The sequence below is a fragment of the Malaciobacter sp. genome (assembly GCF_055140965.1).
Map to the genome: position 1 here is coordinate 1 of NZ_JBSRRO010000054.1, position 15,532 is coordinate 15,532.

Genomic DNA, 15,532 nt, shown 5'->3' on the forward strand with positions numbered 1-15,532 from the left:
AAGTAAAAATTTAATAATTTTATTTTTAAACTATAATAAAAGCTCCAGCTACACAGTTTTATTAAAAATAAATTATTTTTTACCAAAAATTATATTTAATTTTGCTTGAAATTCCATTTTTAGCACTTGCTTATAAAAATAAGTAAAAAATTTATTTTATTCTTGTTTTTATTCAATCCTTATAAATAGCTACTTTGTCATATATATGTCACTTAAAAGTCAAATAAAATGTCATTTTTTTTATAATAAAATTATGAGTTAAGAATAATAGAAAAAAATCATTTTTTTTGATTTTAGTCATTATTTATTTACTTTTTTTTGATATAATACTTTTTCAATTAAATTATTAATTAATTTATATTATTTAACTATACAATATATAATTTTTGTTATATTTTATTTAGTTAAACTGTAAGACGATTTAATGAAATACCAAAAAGGCAAAATATGGAAATTTATGAAAGAATTAATCAAATATTAAAAGAAAAAAAACTTACAAAAAAAGAGTTCGCTGCTAGATTACTTGCAGTAAATCCAAAAGTTAATAGAATAGGTGAGGCACCATCTGTGTCTTCAATATATGCTTACTTAAATGGTACATCATCAATTAAAGCTGATTTTATACCTTATATAGCAGAAGCATTAAATGTGGCAGAACAAGAGTTATTTGAAGATAATACAAATAGTAGAAGTAGATACTTAAAGTATATATTAAAAGATTTATCGAAAAATGAACTTGAACTTATAAAAAATAGAATTGAAGACTTGTGCCATTGGGAACAAGAGATGACAAAACAAGTTGAAAAAATATATACTTATAAAACAAATAAGGATAAAATTGATGAGCTTATCTCATTACTTCCTTATATGCCAGATGCATTATATGATAATGTGGTTAAAAAAGTAAGAGAGATAAAAGATTTTACAGATAGTTACTAATGGTTAAGAAAAAACTGTAAAACTTTATATCCAAAAGCTGCTGCGAATATAGTACCAAAAACATTTAAAGCTATATTTGCAACAGCAAGCACAAAAGAGCTTTGAAAAAGAAAAAATGTCTCTATAGCAAATGTAGAGTAAGTAGTTAAAGCTCCTAAAAAACCTGTAGTTAAAAACATTTTTAAATTATCACTTAAATTATAATGAGCAAAAACTGCAAAAACTAAACCTATTAAGAAACTTCCTAAAATATTTACAGCTAAAATACCTAAGGGAAACTCCAAAGGAACATATTTATTAGTAAAATGTACAGCATATGCTCTTGCAACTGCTCCAATAAATCCACCAAACCCTATTGCTAAAACAGCAGACCAATTAAAACTCATTTTTTAACTCTTTTTTTAATATTTCATTCATTTTTAGTTCAGTTTGTTTAAACCAGTCAGTATCTTTTGAAGCTTGAATAGGATCTAAATAGATTACTTTTACAATACCTGGATTACATGTAAGTTTTTTTGAATCTAATATCTCTCTTGTATTTAGCATAACAACAGGCTGAACTCTTAATTTTAATTTATCAGCAAGCATCTTAGCACCACTTTTAAAAGGAAGCATAGTTTTTCCATCTGTTCTAGTACCCTCAGGAAAAATTGCAATTGGTCTTCCTTTTGATAATCTATCTTTTGATTCTCTTAATAATTTAACAAGCCCAGCTTTGTTCTCTCTATCAATAGATATCATTCTTGGAGCTTTAATAATATGACCAAAAAATGGTAAATCAGTAATCTCTTTTTTAGCTACCCATGCTAAATCTTTTGAGTGTATATACTCCATTACTATTATATCTAATAGACTTTGATGATTTAAAATAACCATATCACATGTTTCATCTAAATTCCCCTCTTGCTCTAATTTTATTCCAAGAAAAAACATCTGAAACTTCATCCATATTTTTATTACTTTATGTGTATGATTTCTAAATAAATACATGAAAAATATTGTAATTGCAACTGTTAATGAAAATTGTATAACAACTAAGAGTGCTCTAATTCTTGACAAAACTATCTTCCTTTACCCATCCAATAACTTTATTATCATTGTTATTGAACATAACTTTTATAAACTCATTTTTTTTATTTAATATCTCAACATTTTTAAAATTATCTAATTGATAAAAAATTGTTGATTTATTTGTTGGTAAAATATAAATCATTGTATTATTTTTCAATACAGCCTTTTTATTTGGCATTAAATTTAAAATTGCAATTATTATTAAAATCAAAATTACTATTAAATAACTCTTTTTTCTTTTCCAAATAAATAAAATGATAAAAATTAGTAAAAGTACTAATAAAGCAACTTTTTTATAAAGTTGAAGATTTGAACTGTTTGGATTTAAGTCCGTTTGAGTACTTACTAACTCATTTTCTAACTCTAAAGGTATAGATATTCTTTGAAAACTTTTTGAAGTAGTGTTAAAATAGGTAAAATTTAATCTTTTTTTGTGAATAGGTGCAACAACATAATACAATAGATGTTGTTCAGGATACTCATCTTCAATACTAGATATACCTTGATCTTTTGAAAAATCATTTAAATAAAAATCCTCTAAATTTGAATTTTTAGCATCTAAATCTATTATAGTTAATAACTCATTATTATTATATTGTTTTGTTTTATAAGTATTTAAAATTAACTCACTAGCAATAACATTTGAGAAACTATTATCACCTTTAGCTAACTTTGAAAATCTAATATCTTTTGGTTTTAAATATGCAAAATCTATTAATTGATCATTTTTATATAATAAAACTTGAAATGTTGGCATTATAAAATCTTGCTCATAAGCTTTAAAATAGAATCTATTCTCAAAACTATTATTATCCACTGCCATCCAAGCTTGTTCTGGATTTAATACATTCATATTCTTTGAATCAACAAATCTTGTTTCAATTCTATCAAAATCTTCTGTTGTAATTAATGCTTTAATACTTATCTCAAATCTTTGGTTTTTATATATATTTTGAGGAAACTTTATATATGATAAATATAGATTTTTTGATGTTGGAACAGTTTTAACATCTTCTTCATTTAAATAGTCAAGCCCATTAGAAGAAAAAGTATCATCTTCAACTTGTGTATTTAACTGTTTATAAGCATCTTCTTGAAAAACCGAATTCTCTTCATTTGTAAAAGTTGTATTTGCAAATATAGTTTGTATAGTAAGTAATATTAGCAGTATTATTTTCATATTATCATCTCTTTTAAGTAAAAGTAGTAGAGTTTTCTACTACTTTACTTTATTTAAAAAAGCCCTGCAGCATTTTTATTCCATCATCTCCACCAAGTAGTTGCTCTATTGCTCTTTCAGGATGAGGCATAAGTCCAAATATACTCTTTTCTTTATTACAAATTCCTGCAATTTGAGAAACAGAACCATTTAGATTTTGTTCATTTCCATCTTTATCACAATATTTTAATAATATTTGATTATTTGCTTCTAACTCTTTTAATCTTTCTTCATCAATAAAGTAATTACCATCATGATGTGCAACGGGAATATTAACAATATCACCAACATTTAACTCATTTAAAAATGCATTATCATTATTGATTACTTTTAAGTAATTAAATTTAGAAATAAAATGTAAAGAATCATTTCTTTTCATAGCCCCAGGAAGTAATCCTGCTTCTAAAAGAATTTGAAACCCATTACAAATACCTAAGACTTTACCTCCATTTGAAGCATATTCTTGCACAGCATTCATAATATTTGCAAATCTTGCAATTGCACCACTTCTTAAATAATCTCCATATGAAAATCCACCAGGTATTACTAAAAGATCAGTATTTTCTGGTAAAGTTGTATCTTTGTGCCAAATAATTTCTACATTACACCCAAGTTTTTCAAAGGCATACTTTGTATCATATTCACAATTTGTTCCGGGAAATTGTAATACTGTTACATTCATCATAATTAACCTACAATTTCAATTTCATAATCTTCTATTACAGTATTTGCAAGCAGTTTCTCACACATATTTGTAACTTCGGCTTTTGCATTCTCTTTACTTGAAGAATTAAGCTCAATAATAATTTGTTTACCAATTCTTACATCTTTAACTACTTCTTTGAACCCCAATGTATCTAATGCATGATGCGTTGCTTTACCTTGATCATCTAAAACACCTTGTTTTAATGCCACATTTACAATTGCTTTCAAATTCTATCTCCCTAATTATTTATTTAAAATTCTATTTAATACTTGAGTATAGGCAACTTTTAGCCCACCTTTACCTTGTCTAAATCTATCTTTATCTAAAGATTCACCAGATTCAATATCCCAAAATCTACAATTATCAGGACTTAATTCATCTATTAAAATAATATTGCCATTTTTATCTTTACCAAATTCAAGTTTAAAATCTACAAGTTTTAATCCTTTTTCAAAAAAGTAAGGTTTTAAAATATCGTTTATTTCTCTTGCAACTCTTCTAATTTTGTCTAGTTCATCTTGATGTTTAACTAAACCTAAAATCAATGCATGCTGATCATTTAATTTTGGATCTCCTAAAGCATCATTTTTGTAATCAAACTCTACTAATGTAAATGGTAATACTTTTCCATTCTCAATTCCCAAGTTTTTACTTAAAGATCCTGTTGCTATATTTCTTACAATAACCTCAAGCTTTATTACTTCGCAAGATTTATGAAGCATATTATTATCATCAAGCATTTTTACAAAATGTGTTTGAATTCCTTTTTCATTTAATAGTTCAAAAAGTGCACTTGAAATTTGGTTATTTAAAGCGCCTTTACCATCTTCACTTGATTTTTTTTCTCCATTAAATGCTGTTAAATCATCTTTAAACTCAGAAATCAAAAAATCTTCATCTTCTGTTTTCCAAATTTTTTTTGCTTTACCCTCATATAAAAGTTCTGTCTTAGTCATTTTATTCCTTCTATTTCATAATTATTAAGCTTTTTAAAATATTAATAGCTGAATTGATCTGATTGTCATTTTGTATATCTTCTTTTGTAATAATCTCTTCTTTATCTTCTACTTTTACTTTTTCTTTATCTTTTACTTTTTCAGACTTTATTTCTTTTTTAGTTTTTTTATCTTCAACTTTTTCAAGCTCTTCTTCTAAATGTTTTTTTAAGTCTGCTTCTTTTATTTGAAACTCATTTGAGGGCTCAGTTACAGTTTTTCCTGCATAAGCAATAATATCAGGAGTTATTCCTTTTGCTTGAATAGTTCTTCCACTTGGTAAATAATATTTTGCTATTGTTAACTTAATATTTTCACTTCTATCTTTTACTATTGGTAATACTGCTTGAACAGAACCTTTTCCAAAAGTCTTTTCTCCTACAATAATTGCTCTTTTATGATCTTGTAAAGCTCCACTTACAATCTCACTTGCACTTGCACTTCCTGCATTTACTAAAACAACCATTGGTACATCAGTTAAAGTATTTGTATATTTTGCATAAAACTTCTCTTCATCGTTTGCATCTCTACCTTTTTGAGATACAATTACCCCAGAATCAACGAAAAGATCAGTTACAGATATTGCTTGTGCTAAAAGTCCACCAGGATTGTTTCTTAAATCTAAAACTATACCTTTAGTTTTTGTATGTTTTTTTATAATTTCTTTTAATTTATCAGTTACTTTTTTATCAAAACTTGCAATTCTTAAATATAATAAATCTCCATCAATTTTCTTTGCAAATACTGATTGTACTTTTATAATATCTCTTATTATTGTTATTTTTATAGGTTTATTTTCACCTTTTCGTACAACTGTTAAATCTATTTTTGTTTTAGGCTTACCTCTCATTAATCCAACAGCATCATTTAAAGTCATATTTAGTGTTGATTTATCATCGATTTTTAAGATTATATCTCCAGCTTTTACTCCAGCTTCATATGCAGGTGTTCCATCTATTGGTGATATAACAGTTAATGCTGAGTCTCTCATTCCTACAGTAATTCCCAAACCACCAAACTCACCATTTGTTTGAATTGACATCTCTTTTGTAGATTTTTTATCCAAAAATGATGAATGAGCATCTAATTCTTGCATCAAACCTTTTATCGCTTTATCCACAATATCTTGAAGTTTAACATCATCAACATAGTATTTTTCAACTGTACCAATAACTTGTGTTAGTTTAGTTAATGATTCAAATCTACTTTGCGTTAGCTCCTCACTTTTTTCTTTTGCAAATAAACCATGCGAAAGTACCAAAGCAAAAGATGAAGCCAATAGAAATTTTTTCATTATTAACCTTTCATTTGTATAAGACTTGTATTATATTCAAACTTTTATAAAAGTAAGGTTTTATGAAAATTTTTGTAACATATTGATTAATTTTTTTAAAGGAAATTTATGAGTTTAAAAGAGAATGTGGATTTTGTTAAAAATGAACTAAATAGTGAAGAAAAATTTCTTGAAAGTTTTGTAAAAGTTGAGAGATTTTATAAAAAAAACAAAACACTAATAATTGCAGCTATAATAATTGTTGTTGTAGCTATTATTGGATTTAGTGTTAAAAGCTACATTGATAAAGAGAATAAAGTAAAAGCTAATATTGCTTTTAACAAATTTTTAAATGATGTAAATAATCAAGAAGCACTAAAAACACTAGAAGAAACAAATAAAAAACTTTACGATATGGCAATATATTTAAAAGCTAAGAAAAATGGTCAAACAGCTGATGTTAATGTACTTTTTTTCAATAGTTTAAGTAAATATCAAAAGGCTTTAAAAGAGCAAAGTATTGAAAAGCTAAATAATGTTTCAATGGATCCAAATTTTTTATTAAAAGAGTTTGCAATTTTCAATAAAGCATTAATTGAAGCAAAAGATGGAAAATATGAAGATGCAAAGATTACTTTAAAACTTATTCAAAAAGAGTCAAAAGCATATGAATTAGTGAAAATTTTAAATCACTATTTACTTACAAAATAGAAGGAAAAATCTATGAAATATTTCTTAATACTACTAACATCTCTTATTATTTTTACTGGTTGTTCTAGTAAAAAATATTTTGAAGTTGATGATACTTTAGGTGATTATGAATCAAATAGCGCTTCATTAAATGATAATATTAAATCATTTAATAAAGTTGGAGCAACTTTGGATAATGGTGAAATCATAACAAAAAAAGGTGTTTCAAACTTTCAACTTCCAGAAGGATTTGAGTTTATAAACTTAAGTGAAGATACTGTAATTTCTACAAACTATTTAAATAAGATTTTATTAAATAAAACAGAACATGAATTTTCAACAGGAGTTGTTGCTGCAACACTAAAAGATAATATTTTAGCATTGGTATTTATGGATAACTCAATTGCTCTTTATGATATTAATACTAAAAATATATTAATGAAAGAGTATTATTCAAAATCTTTAGCAAATGATACAAGAATAGCAAATCCTTATTATATGGGAAGTCTAATCTTATTCCCAACATTAGATGGAAAAGTAATTGTTGTTTCATCAAAATCAAACAAAGTTATAAGAACTATTGTTGTTGATGCAGATAGCAAATTTAATAATATTATATTTTTAGATGTAGTAAATGATACATTAATTGCTTCTAGTTCAAATAAAGTTGTATCTGTAGGAGCTGGAGTTGTAAATTTAAAAGAGTATAATATTAGAGATATAATTGCTCATGGCAAAGACATATTTATAGCAACAATTGATGGTCAAATAATAAAAACTGATATTTCATTAAATATTCAAGATAGAAGAAAATATAAATATGCAAAATTTTATGCTTTAGCATATGGAAGTTCTCTTTATGCACTTGAATCACAAGGTTATTTAATTAATATTAGCAATGATTTTAAATCTGACAAAATATATGATTTTTCATTTGACAATGAAGAAAATGTTATTGCAATTGATGACATTATATATCACAATGATGAATACTTTATAGTTAAATAATCTAGTCTTTAAAACTATTTCTATATCTTTTCTTTAGTGAAAAGATTATAGAATAGCTATAATACAAATAAAGGCCTAGAGATTGGAAACTTCAAATTTCGATTTTAATTTTTCTACAATAAATAAAAAAATTGAACTTTTAGGAGATTTAAACAAATCATCCCTTCCAAAACTTATCTCTTTTATAAATAACAATTTAGAATATACAATTGATTTAAAAAAACTTAATAACATTGACTCATGTGCGGTTATTTATTTGATTTCTCTTGAAAAACGAGGGAATATAATAATAAATAATAGATTTAAAGAGATATATGAACACTACAAAAAATATTACTTAGATGAAATTCCAAAAAAAAGTGACAATAAAAATCTTATAGAAAATATAGGGAAAAATACATATAAAAATCTTCAAGAGTTAAAACTATTTATCATTTTTTTAGGTGAGCTTTTTTATTACTTTTTTTATTCTTTAATAAAGCCTAAAAAAATAAGATTTAAAGAGATGCTAAAATATGTAGATGCTTCAGGAATTGGTGCTTTAGGAATTATAACTCTTACTTCTTTTTTAGTAGGTATAGTTATTGCTTATCAAGGTGCAGTTCAACTTGAAAAGTTTGGTGCAAATATTTTTATAGTAGAGATGATTTGTATTACTATGTTCAGAGAGATTGCTCCACTATTAACAGCAATAGTTATTGCAGGAAGAACAGCTAGTTCTTATACTGCACAAATTGGTGCTATGAAAATAACAGAAGAAGTAGATGCCATGAAAACAATGGCTTTTGAACCTACAATTTTTATAACATTACCAAGAGTATTTGCACTTTTTATTTCACTTCCATTATTAGTATTTTTTGCAGATATAATAGCTGTTGGCTCAGGTATGATTGTTGCTTACATAGATTTAGATATAACATATGCTGAGTTTATAAATAGAATGTATGAAGAAGTAAGTATTAAACATTTTTTAATAGGAATTATAAAATCAATATTTTTTGGAATAGCAATAGCAATAATTGGATGCTATAGAGGTTTTCAAGTAAGAAATAATACAACTAGTATAGGAAAATATACTACAAAAAGTGTAGTAAATGCAATATTTGTAGTAATTGCATTAAATGCAATTTTTTCAGTTATTTTAACAGAAAGTGGTCTTTAATGAATATAGTTGAAGTAAAAAATCTGCATACAAGTTTTGATACAAAAATAATCCATAACAATATTAGTTTTAATATCAAAAAAAATGAAATATTTGGTATTTTAGGGGGCAGTGGTTCAGGAAAGAGTGTATTGATTAAACAAATTGTAATGTTACAAAAAATACAAAAAGGTGAAATTATATTTTTAAATGAAAATTTGAGTAATTTAACTTTAAAAAAAGAAGAAAATTTAAAATTGCAATTCTCATATCTTTTTCAATTTGGTGCATTATACTCTTTTTTAAATGTTATTGAAAATATAAAAGTTATTCTAAAAGAGTATACAAAACTTCCAAAAGATTTAATCACTAAAATCGCTTTAACAAACTTAAATATGGTTGGTCTTGATAGTAATAGTGCATATTTGTATCCATCACAGTTAAGTGGTGGAATGAAAAAGAAAGTTGCACTTGCAAGAGCAATAGCAAATCAACCCAAAATACTCTTTTTAGATGAACCAACAAGTGGATTAGATCCATCAAGTACTATTGAGTTTAATCATCTAATAAAAAAGTTAAGAGATACATTAGATTTAACAATAATAATCATTACACATGATTTAGATACAATTAAATCTACATTAGATAGATTTATAATACTAAAAGATGCAAAAATACATTTTAATGGCACACTTAATCAAGCTTTAAAAAGTGAAGATAAATTTACAAGAAGTTTTTTAACATTTAAAAAGGATTCTTATGCAAACAAAAATTAATTTTTTTAAAATAGGCACTTTTGTAATAGTACTATTTGTCCTTATGTTAATTTTTATATTTTGGTTAGGAAAATACGCATTTGTTGTAACAAAACAAGATGCTTATACTATTTATTTTAAAGAGTCTGTATCAGGATTAAATATTGACTCTCCTGTTAAATTTAAAGGAGTACAAGTAGGAAAAGTAGAAAACATATCAATTAATCCTAAAAACTCCCAAGAGATAAAAATTAAAATTTCTGTAATAGAAAATACACCTATTAAAAAAGATAACTATGCAACATTGGGAACGCTTGGACTTACTGGACTAAAATATATTGAGTTAAAAGGTGGAAGTAAAGACTCAAATCTTATACAAAAAAATAAATATAATGAAAAAGTTATCGATTCAAAAATCTCTGTTTTAGGAAACTTGGAAAATTCAAGTAAAGATATCTCAAAACAACTTACACAATTGCTTATTCAAACAAGAATACTTTTTAGTAATGAAAATATAAATAATTTTTCAAAACTACTAAATGCCAGCAAACAAACAGCCCTTAATACTCAAGAAATAACTCAATATATAGTCAATAATGAAAATAAATTAACACAAATTTTAAATAATTTAAATGATTTATCAATTACTAGTAAAAGCTCTTTTAATAATATGTCAGAATCTGCAAGTAGTGTTAAAAAATCTGCTCTTAAAGTAATGGAACTTTCACAAAAAATATTAAATGAAGTAGAAAAAGGCTCTTTTGATTTAAAAACTATTTCTCAATCAACTATTGATAATTTTAATAATGTATTAAATCAATTTGAAAATAATTTAATAAAAAGTGAAGAGTTAATAGAACAATTAAAAGAAAATCCAAGTGATATTTTATTTAAAAATAATAAGCAAAAACTTGGTCCAGGAGAATAAATGAAATCAATTATAATAATAGCAATAAGCCTAATTTTATTTACAGGATGTAGTTTAAAAAACAAATCACTAGTAAATAATAGTTTTTTAATAAAATTTAATACAAATTACAAAGCATTAAAAAATACAGATAAAAGCATTAAAATAAATAGAGTAAAAGTAAGCAATACTTTTAACAAAACTCATATCTTCTATAGTTACAAAAAATATAAACTAGATAAATATTCAAAAAATAGTTGGAGTGATATACCATCAAATATGATTTTTCAAGAGTTAAAACTGATTTTTAATAAATCAAATTTATTTGATAACTCAAATTTATCAAATACAGATTATATTTTAAACACAAATATATTTGAAATATACAATAAGATTGAAAAAAACAGTGCTTTTGCAGTTTTAAATCTAAATTTTGAACTTATTAATACTAAAACTAAAAAAAGCTCATTTTATAACTACAATAAAGAAATTAAACTAGAAAAAAACACTCCTTATTATTTTGTAGTTGCAACTAATAATGCTTTTTCTACTATTATTGAAAACTTCTTAAAAGATCTTGAAAATAAGACTTTTAAGAATTGAAATTTTTATTTGCAATATTTTCAATAAAAACAGTTGCATATGATCCTTTAGGTAGTATAAAGTCTATTAAGCACTCTTGAGTAGTTTTGTTATACTTTATATCATTAACCTTTACAAAAACAATAGCATCTCTTCTATAGCCTTTTTCATAAATACTACTATCATCAAATCTCTCCTCAATTTCTCTTGATTTTAAAGTTGCTTTAAAAACTTTTCTTCCAGGAAGTAATCCAGTGGGAGAAACTATTTTTTTATCAAAATTTTCTTCTAAAATTGAAGTTATTTTTGATGATGTAAAGAATTTATCTTTTTTTAAATCATGAAAAACATCTCCATCAATAAGTTTAAACTTATCTTTTTGCAAACTTATTCTTTTAACTAACCATGAATTAAAAAATGCACTTTGATATGCAGATATTAGCATTTTTTCTAATTTTCTATCTTTTATATGAAGATTTCCTGAAACTAATTGCTTAGCTTTTTGAATATTCTCTTCAATATCCCTTCCAAATCTTTGAAAACCAAAATAGTTTGGCATACCAGTTTTTTTGATATTTTTTATGCAATTTTGAATTAAAATCAATGTATCAAAATCTACTTTTTTAAGATTAATTTTAAATCTATTTGCTTTTAAATCACCAATATTTAACTTTTCTTTATGTAAATATGTTTCTAAAATCTGAACTTTTTTATGCTTAAACTTCTTAATCTCTTTTGAATATTTTTTTGGAATAGATATATATTGTGTGGTTGTAGCATTTTTATCTTTTAAGCCTGCATACCCCACCTCATTTTTATCTATTCGTAAAAAATTAGAGACTAAATCTATTAAGTCCCATGTACCTAAATTTATTTTTTTTATCTTCAAAATTAAGAAATTACCTTTTAAAGAGAATGTAATTGGTACTTCTTCTACTATAAAATCATTTTCATTTTGGAAAAAATCAAAATTTAGGCTTTTATGGTTTTGAAAATAGACTCTTTTAATCATATCTCTTATTTACCTTTAGCTTGTTCGGCCTCAAAAGCCGTTCTGCACTCAGTACAATACTTTGCATAAGGTTTTGCTTTCAATCTTCCAAGAGGTATTACAACGCCACACATATCACATATTCCATAGCTTCTGTCTTCAACTTTTTTTAAAGCTAATTCAATCTCTTCCAACTCTTTTACATGGTGGTTAGCAATCATACCTTCTGTAAATGAATCAGACACAACTTCAGCATAATCAAGATCGTCTTTTACATCTTGACCTTTTAGTAAATCAATATTTTCTCTAGTTCCCAAAATATTTTTTAAAAGTTTCTCTTTTCTATCAAGTAGAATAACTTTTAATTCGTTAATCTGTTTTGTGTTTGGCATGATAGCCTCCTTAACTTAGGTTAAACTATTATATAGTTTTTATTATATATTATATCTTTTTATTATAATAATTTATCAAAAATTAAGTATCTAAAAAAGTAAAGACTCTGTTTCTACCATTTTGTTTTGCTTTATATAATGCTTTATCTGCATCATTAAAAATCTCAATTTTATTTCTCAATAAAGGCTTTTTATTTATTTGTTTTACTCCTACACTAATTGTTAATCTCTTATAAAAACTAAATTCATGTATAATATTTAAATTATATATTGCTTCTTTTAATTTATTAGCTATTATCTTTGATACGTTATGTTTATTTATTGAAACAAGTATAGCAAACTCTTCACCACCTATTCTAAAAACATAATCGCATTTTCTTAAATTTAATTTTAATGTTTGAGCAACATCTTTTAATACTTCATCACCTTTTAAATGTCCATAATTGTCATTATATTGTTTAAAATAATCAATATCAATAATCATTAAAACAAATTTTTCATCATATTTTTGAAATCTTTTATAGTACTTTTTAAAGATTTTATTAAAATATCTTCTATTATATATGTCTGTTAACTCATCAGTGATTAGTTTTTCTTTTATTTTCTTATTTCTAGTTATATTATTGTAAATTGCAGTATAACTTTCAATATTTCCATTTTCATCACAGTTTGGTGTAATAATATTTTCTACCCAAAATGCTCTTCCATCTTTTGTTTTATTTTTTAACTTACCTTTCCAAGTCTTATTTAAAGTAATTGTTTCCCATAAATCTTTATATTTTTCATCATTATTATTATTTGGATGCTTTAAGATATTATGCTTTTTACCAACTAACTCATTTTTGTCATATCCAGTTAACTCACAAAAAGCATCGCTGCACTCTTTAATTACTCCTTCTTTATTTGTAATACTAATCAACTGTTTATTTATTATTTCATTATATTGATTTATTCTTTTCTCTTTCTTTTTTGCTTGAGTTATATCTTTACCCTCACAAACAAGATATATTACTCTATTTTCATCATAAACAGGTTTTATAGTAAGTTCAATATAATATTCATCAAATACTTTTTTCTCACCATAAACCAAATTGCCTTTGCTAGCTTTTTTAATATCTTTTTTTATAATTTGCTTTTGACTCTCATCCCACCAATTAGTGTCCCAAAACTTTTTATTAATAATTTCCTTTTCATCTTTATTAATAAACTCTAATGCAGTTTTATTTGCTTTAATAAGTGTTCCATTTGGCTTAAGAAGTGCAATTAAATGTACAGAATTGTCATAAACTGTTTTTATTATTTTATTTGTGTAAAAAAGGTTCTTCTTTAAGTTAATCTCTTTTGTTATATTTGAAATATAAGAGCATATATGATTTTCATTTGTTTTATTATCATAAAATTTTTTTCTTATTTCTTTAACCCAAATATAATTACTGTTTTTAGTTAATACTCTATAAGGTGACAATTCGATCTCATTAGTAGTATTTAATTCTTCTAGCTCTTTTTTTATTACTTTATAATCACCTCTATGAATAATATTTTCAAAAGAAAACCTAGGGTCTAATACTTCTTCTAATGTATAATCTAATAAAGTTGTAACATTATTTGTGATGTATTCAATCTTACTACTATTACTTTTAAATTTTATAAAAAGGCTTGGGCTTTCATTAAAATATTCTAAATATCTATTTTGCATTACTACTCTAAAATCAATTTATAGCCTATACCAGACAAATTCATAATCAAATCTTTTGAAGACTTTTTTCTTAATGATTTAATTACAGTACGCAAGTTATTTAAACTAGTATTCTCACTACTATTAATAGATATTGCTTGAAGTAACTCTTCATATGATAGAATTTTATTTGAATTTTTTATAAAATACTCCAATAACATAATTTCTTGATTAACTAATGAGATTGTTTTATTCTCTTTCAAAAGCACTTTATTTTTAAAGTTATAAGAAAAACCATCAGATAGATATAAATTCTCATTTGATTCCTCTTTTTTTGTCTCTTTATCTAAAATCTCAAAAAACTCTTCTACCTCTTTTATATTGTGCTCTTTCATTTTATTTATAATTCTATTTAATTTATCATTGTCTATTTTTTGTTTATACGCATATTCTATTTTTTCTAATAATTGCATTATATTAATTGGCTTTGTTACATAAGCTGTTACCCCTAATTCAATTGAGTCTAATAAATATTCAGGGTCAGTATAAGCAGTAGTTAAAACAAATTTAACATCTTTATCATACTTCTTAACTTCCTTAATCATATCTATACCATTTAATTTTGGCATGTTAATATCAGTAACTATTATATCAATGTTATAGTTTCTTTTTTTATGCATTAAAAACTTCTTTAATCCCTCATCACCATTATTTGCAACTATTGTTTTTTTAAATGTTCTATCAAACACATGCTTCAATTCATCTTGCGCATCTTTTTGGTCTTCAACATAAAGTACAACTAAATCTTTTAATATACTATTTACCATATTACACCTCTTAAAATTATTTACTTAAGGAATTTCTAATTACTAAATCATTATTAACTTATTATAACTTATTAAAAGTTAAGTATACAAATTATTAGAAAATAATCTTTAAAAAAAATAAGCTTAGAGTAAAAGGAAACAATAAATAAAAAGGCAAACCTGTAAAAGAATATAGATGTAAGGAATAAAAATAAGAAAGTAAAAGTAAATGCATAAGTTAAAAGCGAAGCTAAAAAAAAAGCCCATATCTAAGATAACTAAGAAAAGTTAAAATAGATAAGGGCTTGTAAAAACTCAAGAGCTGGCAGAGGCCTACGTTTCCACACCTGAAAGGTGCAGTATTATCAGCGCAGAAGTGCTT

Annotated in this window: 18 protein-coding genes; 7 read left to right on the forward strand and 11 right to left on the reverse strand. The window is 24.6% G+C overall.

Annotated features, from left to right (window positions below; genetic code table 11):
- Positions 1–447: 447 nt before the first annotated feature.
- A complete protein-coding gene (locus ACTCCZ_RS12335; protein ID WP_079579789.1) occupies positions 448–939 on the forward strand; it encodes a helix-turn-helix domain-containing protein in 492 nt (163 codons plus the stop codon).
- On the opposite strand, the gene crcB is transcribed toward ACTCCZ_RS12335, so the two are convergent.
- Genes crcB through ACTCCZ_RS12370 form a run of 7 tightly spaced genes read right to left on the reverse strand, consistent with a single transcriptional unit; the run spans position 936 to position 6,224 of the window.
- Positions 936–1,325 (reverse strand): fluoride efflux transporter CrcB, encoded by a 390-nt coding sequence (gene crcB / locus ACTCCZ_RS12340; RefSeq protein WP_079579790.1) that lies wholly within the window; start codon positions 1,323–1,325, stop codon positions 936–938. The two genes, ACTCCZ_RS12335 and crcB, sit on opposite strands and share 4 nt — an antisense overlap.
- Positions 1,315–1,998, reverse strand: a complete 684-nt coding sequence (locus ACTCCZ_RS12345) for a lysophospholipid acyltransferase family protein (protein WP_079579791.1) — start codon at positions 1,996–1,998, stop codon at positions 1,315–1,317. The genes crcB and ACTCCZ_RS12345 overlap by 11 nt, the downstream gene beginning before the upstream one ends.
- Complete coding sequence (locus tag ACTCCZ_RS12350) at positions 1,985–3,190, reverse strand: hypothetical protein (RefSeq protein ID WP_079579792.1); 1,206 nt, start codon at positions 3,188–3,190, stop codon at positions 1,985–1,987. The genes ACTCCZ_RS12345 and ACTCCZ_RS12350 overlap by 14 nt, the downstream gene beginning before the upstream one ends.
- Positions 3,191–3,239: 49 nt before the next feature.
- Positions 3,240–3,911 carry a phosphoribosylformylglycinamidine synthase I gene (gene purQ / locus ACTCCZ_RS12355; protein WP_079579806.1) on the reverse strand — a complete coding sequence of 224 codons (672 nt, stop codon included), beginning with the start codon at positions 3,909–3,911 and terminating at the stop codon, positions 3,240–3,242.
- Between the two features lie 5 nt (positions 3,912–3,916).
- Complete coding sequence (purS, locus tag ACTCCZ_RS12360) at positions 3,917–4,162, reverse strand: phosphoribosylformylglycinamidine synthase subunit PurS (RefSeq protein ID WP_079579793.1); 246 nt, start codon at positions 4,160–4,162, stop codon at positions 3,917–3,919.
- 15 nt (positions 4,163–4,177) lie between these two features.
- Positions 4,178–4,891, reverse strand: a complete 714-nt coding sequence (gene purC / locus ACTCCZ_RS12365; protein ID WP_079579794.1) for a phosphoribosylaminoimidazolesuccinocarboxamide synthase — start codon at positions 4,889–4,891, stop codon at positions 4,178–4,180.
- 10 nt (positions 4,892–4,901) lie between these two features.
- Positions 4,902–6,224 (reverse strand): S41 family peptidase, encoded by a 1,323-nt coding sequence (locus ACTCCZ_RS12370; protein WP_196778284.1) that lies wholly within the window; start codon positions 6,222–6,224, stop codon positions 4,902–4,904.
- A 108-nt stretch (positions 6,225–6,332) separates the two neighbouring features.
- Between ACTCCZ_RS12370 and ACTCCZ_RS12375 the strand changes: the two genes are divergently transcribed.
- The 6 genes from ACTCCZ_RS12375 (at position 6,333) to ACTCCZ_RS12400 (ending at position 11,307) form a co-directional block, all read left to right on the forward strand.
- Entirely contained in the window at positions 6,333–6,914 is a 582-nt protein-coding gene (locus ACTCCZ_RS12375) for a tetratricopeptide repeat protein (RefSeq protein WP_079579796.1), read from the forward strand.
- 12 nt (positions 6,915–6,926) lie between these two features.
- Complete coding sequence (locus ACTCCZ_RS12380) at positions 6,927–7,901, forward strand: PQQ-binding-like beta-propeller repeat protein (RefSeq protein WP_079579797.1); 975 nt, start codon at positions 6,927–6,929, stop codon at positions 7,899–7,901.
- 82 nt (positions 7,902–7,983) lie between these two features.
- Positions 7,984–9,063 carry an MlaE family ABC transporter permease gene (locus tag ACTCCZ_RS12385; protein ID WP_079579798.1) on the forward strand — a complete coding sequence of 360 codons (1,080 nt, stop codon included), beginning with the start codon at positions 7,984–7,986 and terminating at the stop codon, positions 9,061–9,063.
- Positions 9,063–9,818: an ABC transporter ATP-binding protein gene (locus tag ACTCCZ_RS12390; RefSeq protein WP_079579799.1), complete on the forward strand. Its 756-nt coding sequence runs from the start codon at positions 9,063–9,065 to the stop codon at positions 9,816–9,818. Before ACTCCZ_RS12385 ends, ACTCCZ_RS12390 begins: the two co-directional genes overlap by 1 nt.
- A complete protein-coding gene (locus ACTCCZ_RS12395) occupies positions 9,802–10,725 on the forward strand; it encodes an MlaD family protein (RefSeq protein ID WP_079579800.1) in 924 nt (307 codons plus the stop codon). The genes ACTCCZ_RS12390 and ACTCCZ_RS12395 overlap by 17 nt, the downstream gene beginning before the upstream one ends.
- A complete protein-coding gene (locus tag ACTCCZ_RS12400; protein ID WP_079579801.1) occupies positions 10,726–11,307 on the forward strand; it encodes a hypothetical protein in 582 nt (193 codons plus the stop codon).
- On the opposite strand, the gene ACTCCZ_RS12405 is transcribed toward ACTCCZ_RS12400, so the two are convergent.
- From ACTCCZ_RS12405 to ACTCCZ_RS12420, 4 genes are all read right to left on the reverse strand, one after another.
- Positions 11,297–12,298, reverse strand: a complete 1,002-nt coding sequence (locus tag ACTCCZ_RS12405) for a tRNA pseudouridine(13) synthase TruD (RefSeq protein WP_079579802.1) — start codon at positions 12,296–12,298, stop codon at positions 11,297–11,299. The genes ACTCCZ_RS12400 and ACTCCZ_RS12405 overlap by 11 nt on opposite strands.
- Before the next feature lie 5 nt (positions 12,299–12,303).
- Complete coding sequence (gene dksA / locus ACTCCZ_RS12410; RefSeq protein ID WP_079579803.1) at positions 12,304–12,669, reverse strand: RNA polymerase-binding protein DksA; 366 nt, start codon at positions 12,667–12,669, stop codon at positions 12,304–12,306.
- A gap of 82 nt (positions 12,670–12,751) precedes the next feature.
- Positions 12,752–14,365 (reverse strand): sensor domain-containing diguanylate cyclase, encoded by a 1,614-nt coding sequence (locus tag ACTCCZ_RS12415; RefSeq protein ID WP_079579804.1) that lies wholly within the window; start codon positions 14,363–14,365, stop codon positions 12,752–12,754.
- 2 nt (positions 14,366–14,367) lie between these two features.
- Entirely contained in the window at positions 14,368–15,171 is an 804-nt protein-coding gene (locus tag ACTCCZ_RS12420) for a response regulator transcription factor (protein WP_079579805.1), read from the reverse strand.
- Positions 15,172–15,532: the final 361 nt, after the last annotated feature.

Bases quoted from the DNA above. Each gene is read 5' to 3' on its own strand.
- crcB (WP_079579790.1), bottom strand. From the start codon at position 1,325: ATGAGTTTTAATTGGTCTGCTGTTTTAGCAATAGGGTTTGGTGGATTT.
- purQ (WP_079579806.1), bottom strand. From the start codon at position 3,911: ATGAATGTAACAGTATTACAATTTCCCGGAACAAATTGTGAATATGAT.
- ACTCCZ_RS12370 (WP_196778284.1), bottom strand. From the start codon at position 6,224: ATGAAAAAATTTCTATTGGCTTCATCTTTTGCTTTGGTACTTTCGCAT.
- ACTCCZ_RS12395 (WP_079579800.1), top strand. From the start codon at position 9,802: ATGCAAACAAAAATTAATTTTTTTAAAATAGGCACTTTTGTAATAGTA.
- ACTCCZ_RS12380 (WP_079579797.1), top strand. From the start codon at position 6,927: ATGAAATATTTCTTAATACTACTAACATCTCTTATTATTTTTACTGGT.
- ACTCCZ_RS12400 (WP_079579801.1), top strand. From the start codon at position 10,726: ATGAAATCAATTATAATAATAGCAATAAGCCTAATTTTATTTACAGGA.
- ACTCCZ_RS12415 (WP_079579804.1), bottom strand. From the start codon at position 14,365: ATGCAAAATAGATATTTAGAATATTTTAATGAAAGCCCAAGCCTTTTT.
- ACTCCZ_RS12375 (WP_079579796.1), top strand. From the start codon at position 6,333: ATGAGTTTAAAAGAGAATGTGGATTTTGTTAAAAATGAACTAAATAGT.
- ACTCCZ_RS12405 (WP_079579802.1), bottom strand. From the start codon at position 12,298: ATGATTAAAAGAGTCTATTTTCAAAACCATAAAAGCCTAAATTTTGAT.
- ACTCCZ_RS12350 (WP_079579792.1), bottom strand. From the start codon at position 3,190: ATGAAAATAATACTGCTAATATTACTTACTATACAAACTATATTTGCA.
- ACTCCZ_RS12335 (WP_079579789.1), top strand. From the start codon at position 448: ATGGAAATTTATGAAAGAATTAATCAAATATTAAAAGAAAAAAAACTT.
- ACTCCZ_RS12420 (WP_079579805.1), bottom strand. From the start codon at position 15,171: ATGGTAAATAGTATATTAAAAGATTTAGTTGTACTTTATGTTGAAGAC.
- ACTCCZ_RS12390 (WP_079579799.1), top strand. From the start codon at position 9,063: ATGAATATAGTTGAAGTAAAAAATCTGCATACAAGTTTTGATACAAAA.
- dksA (WP_079579803.1), bottom strand. From the start codon at position 12,669: ATGCCAAACACAAAACAGATTAACGAATTAAAAGTTATTCTACTTGAT.
- purC (WP_079579794.1), bottom strand. From the start codon at position 4,891: ATGACTAAGACAGAACTTTTATATGAGGGTAAAGCAAAAAAAATTTGG.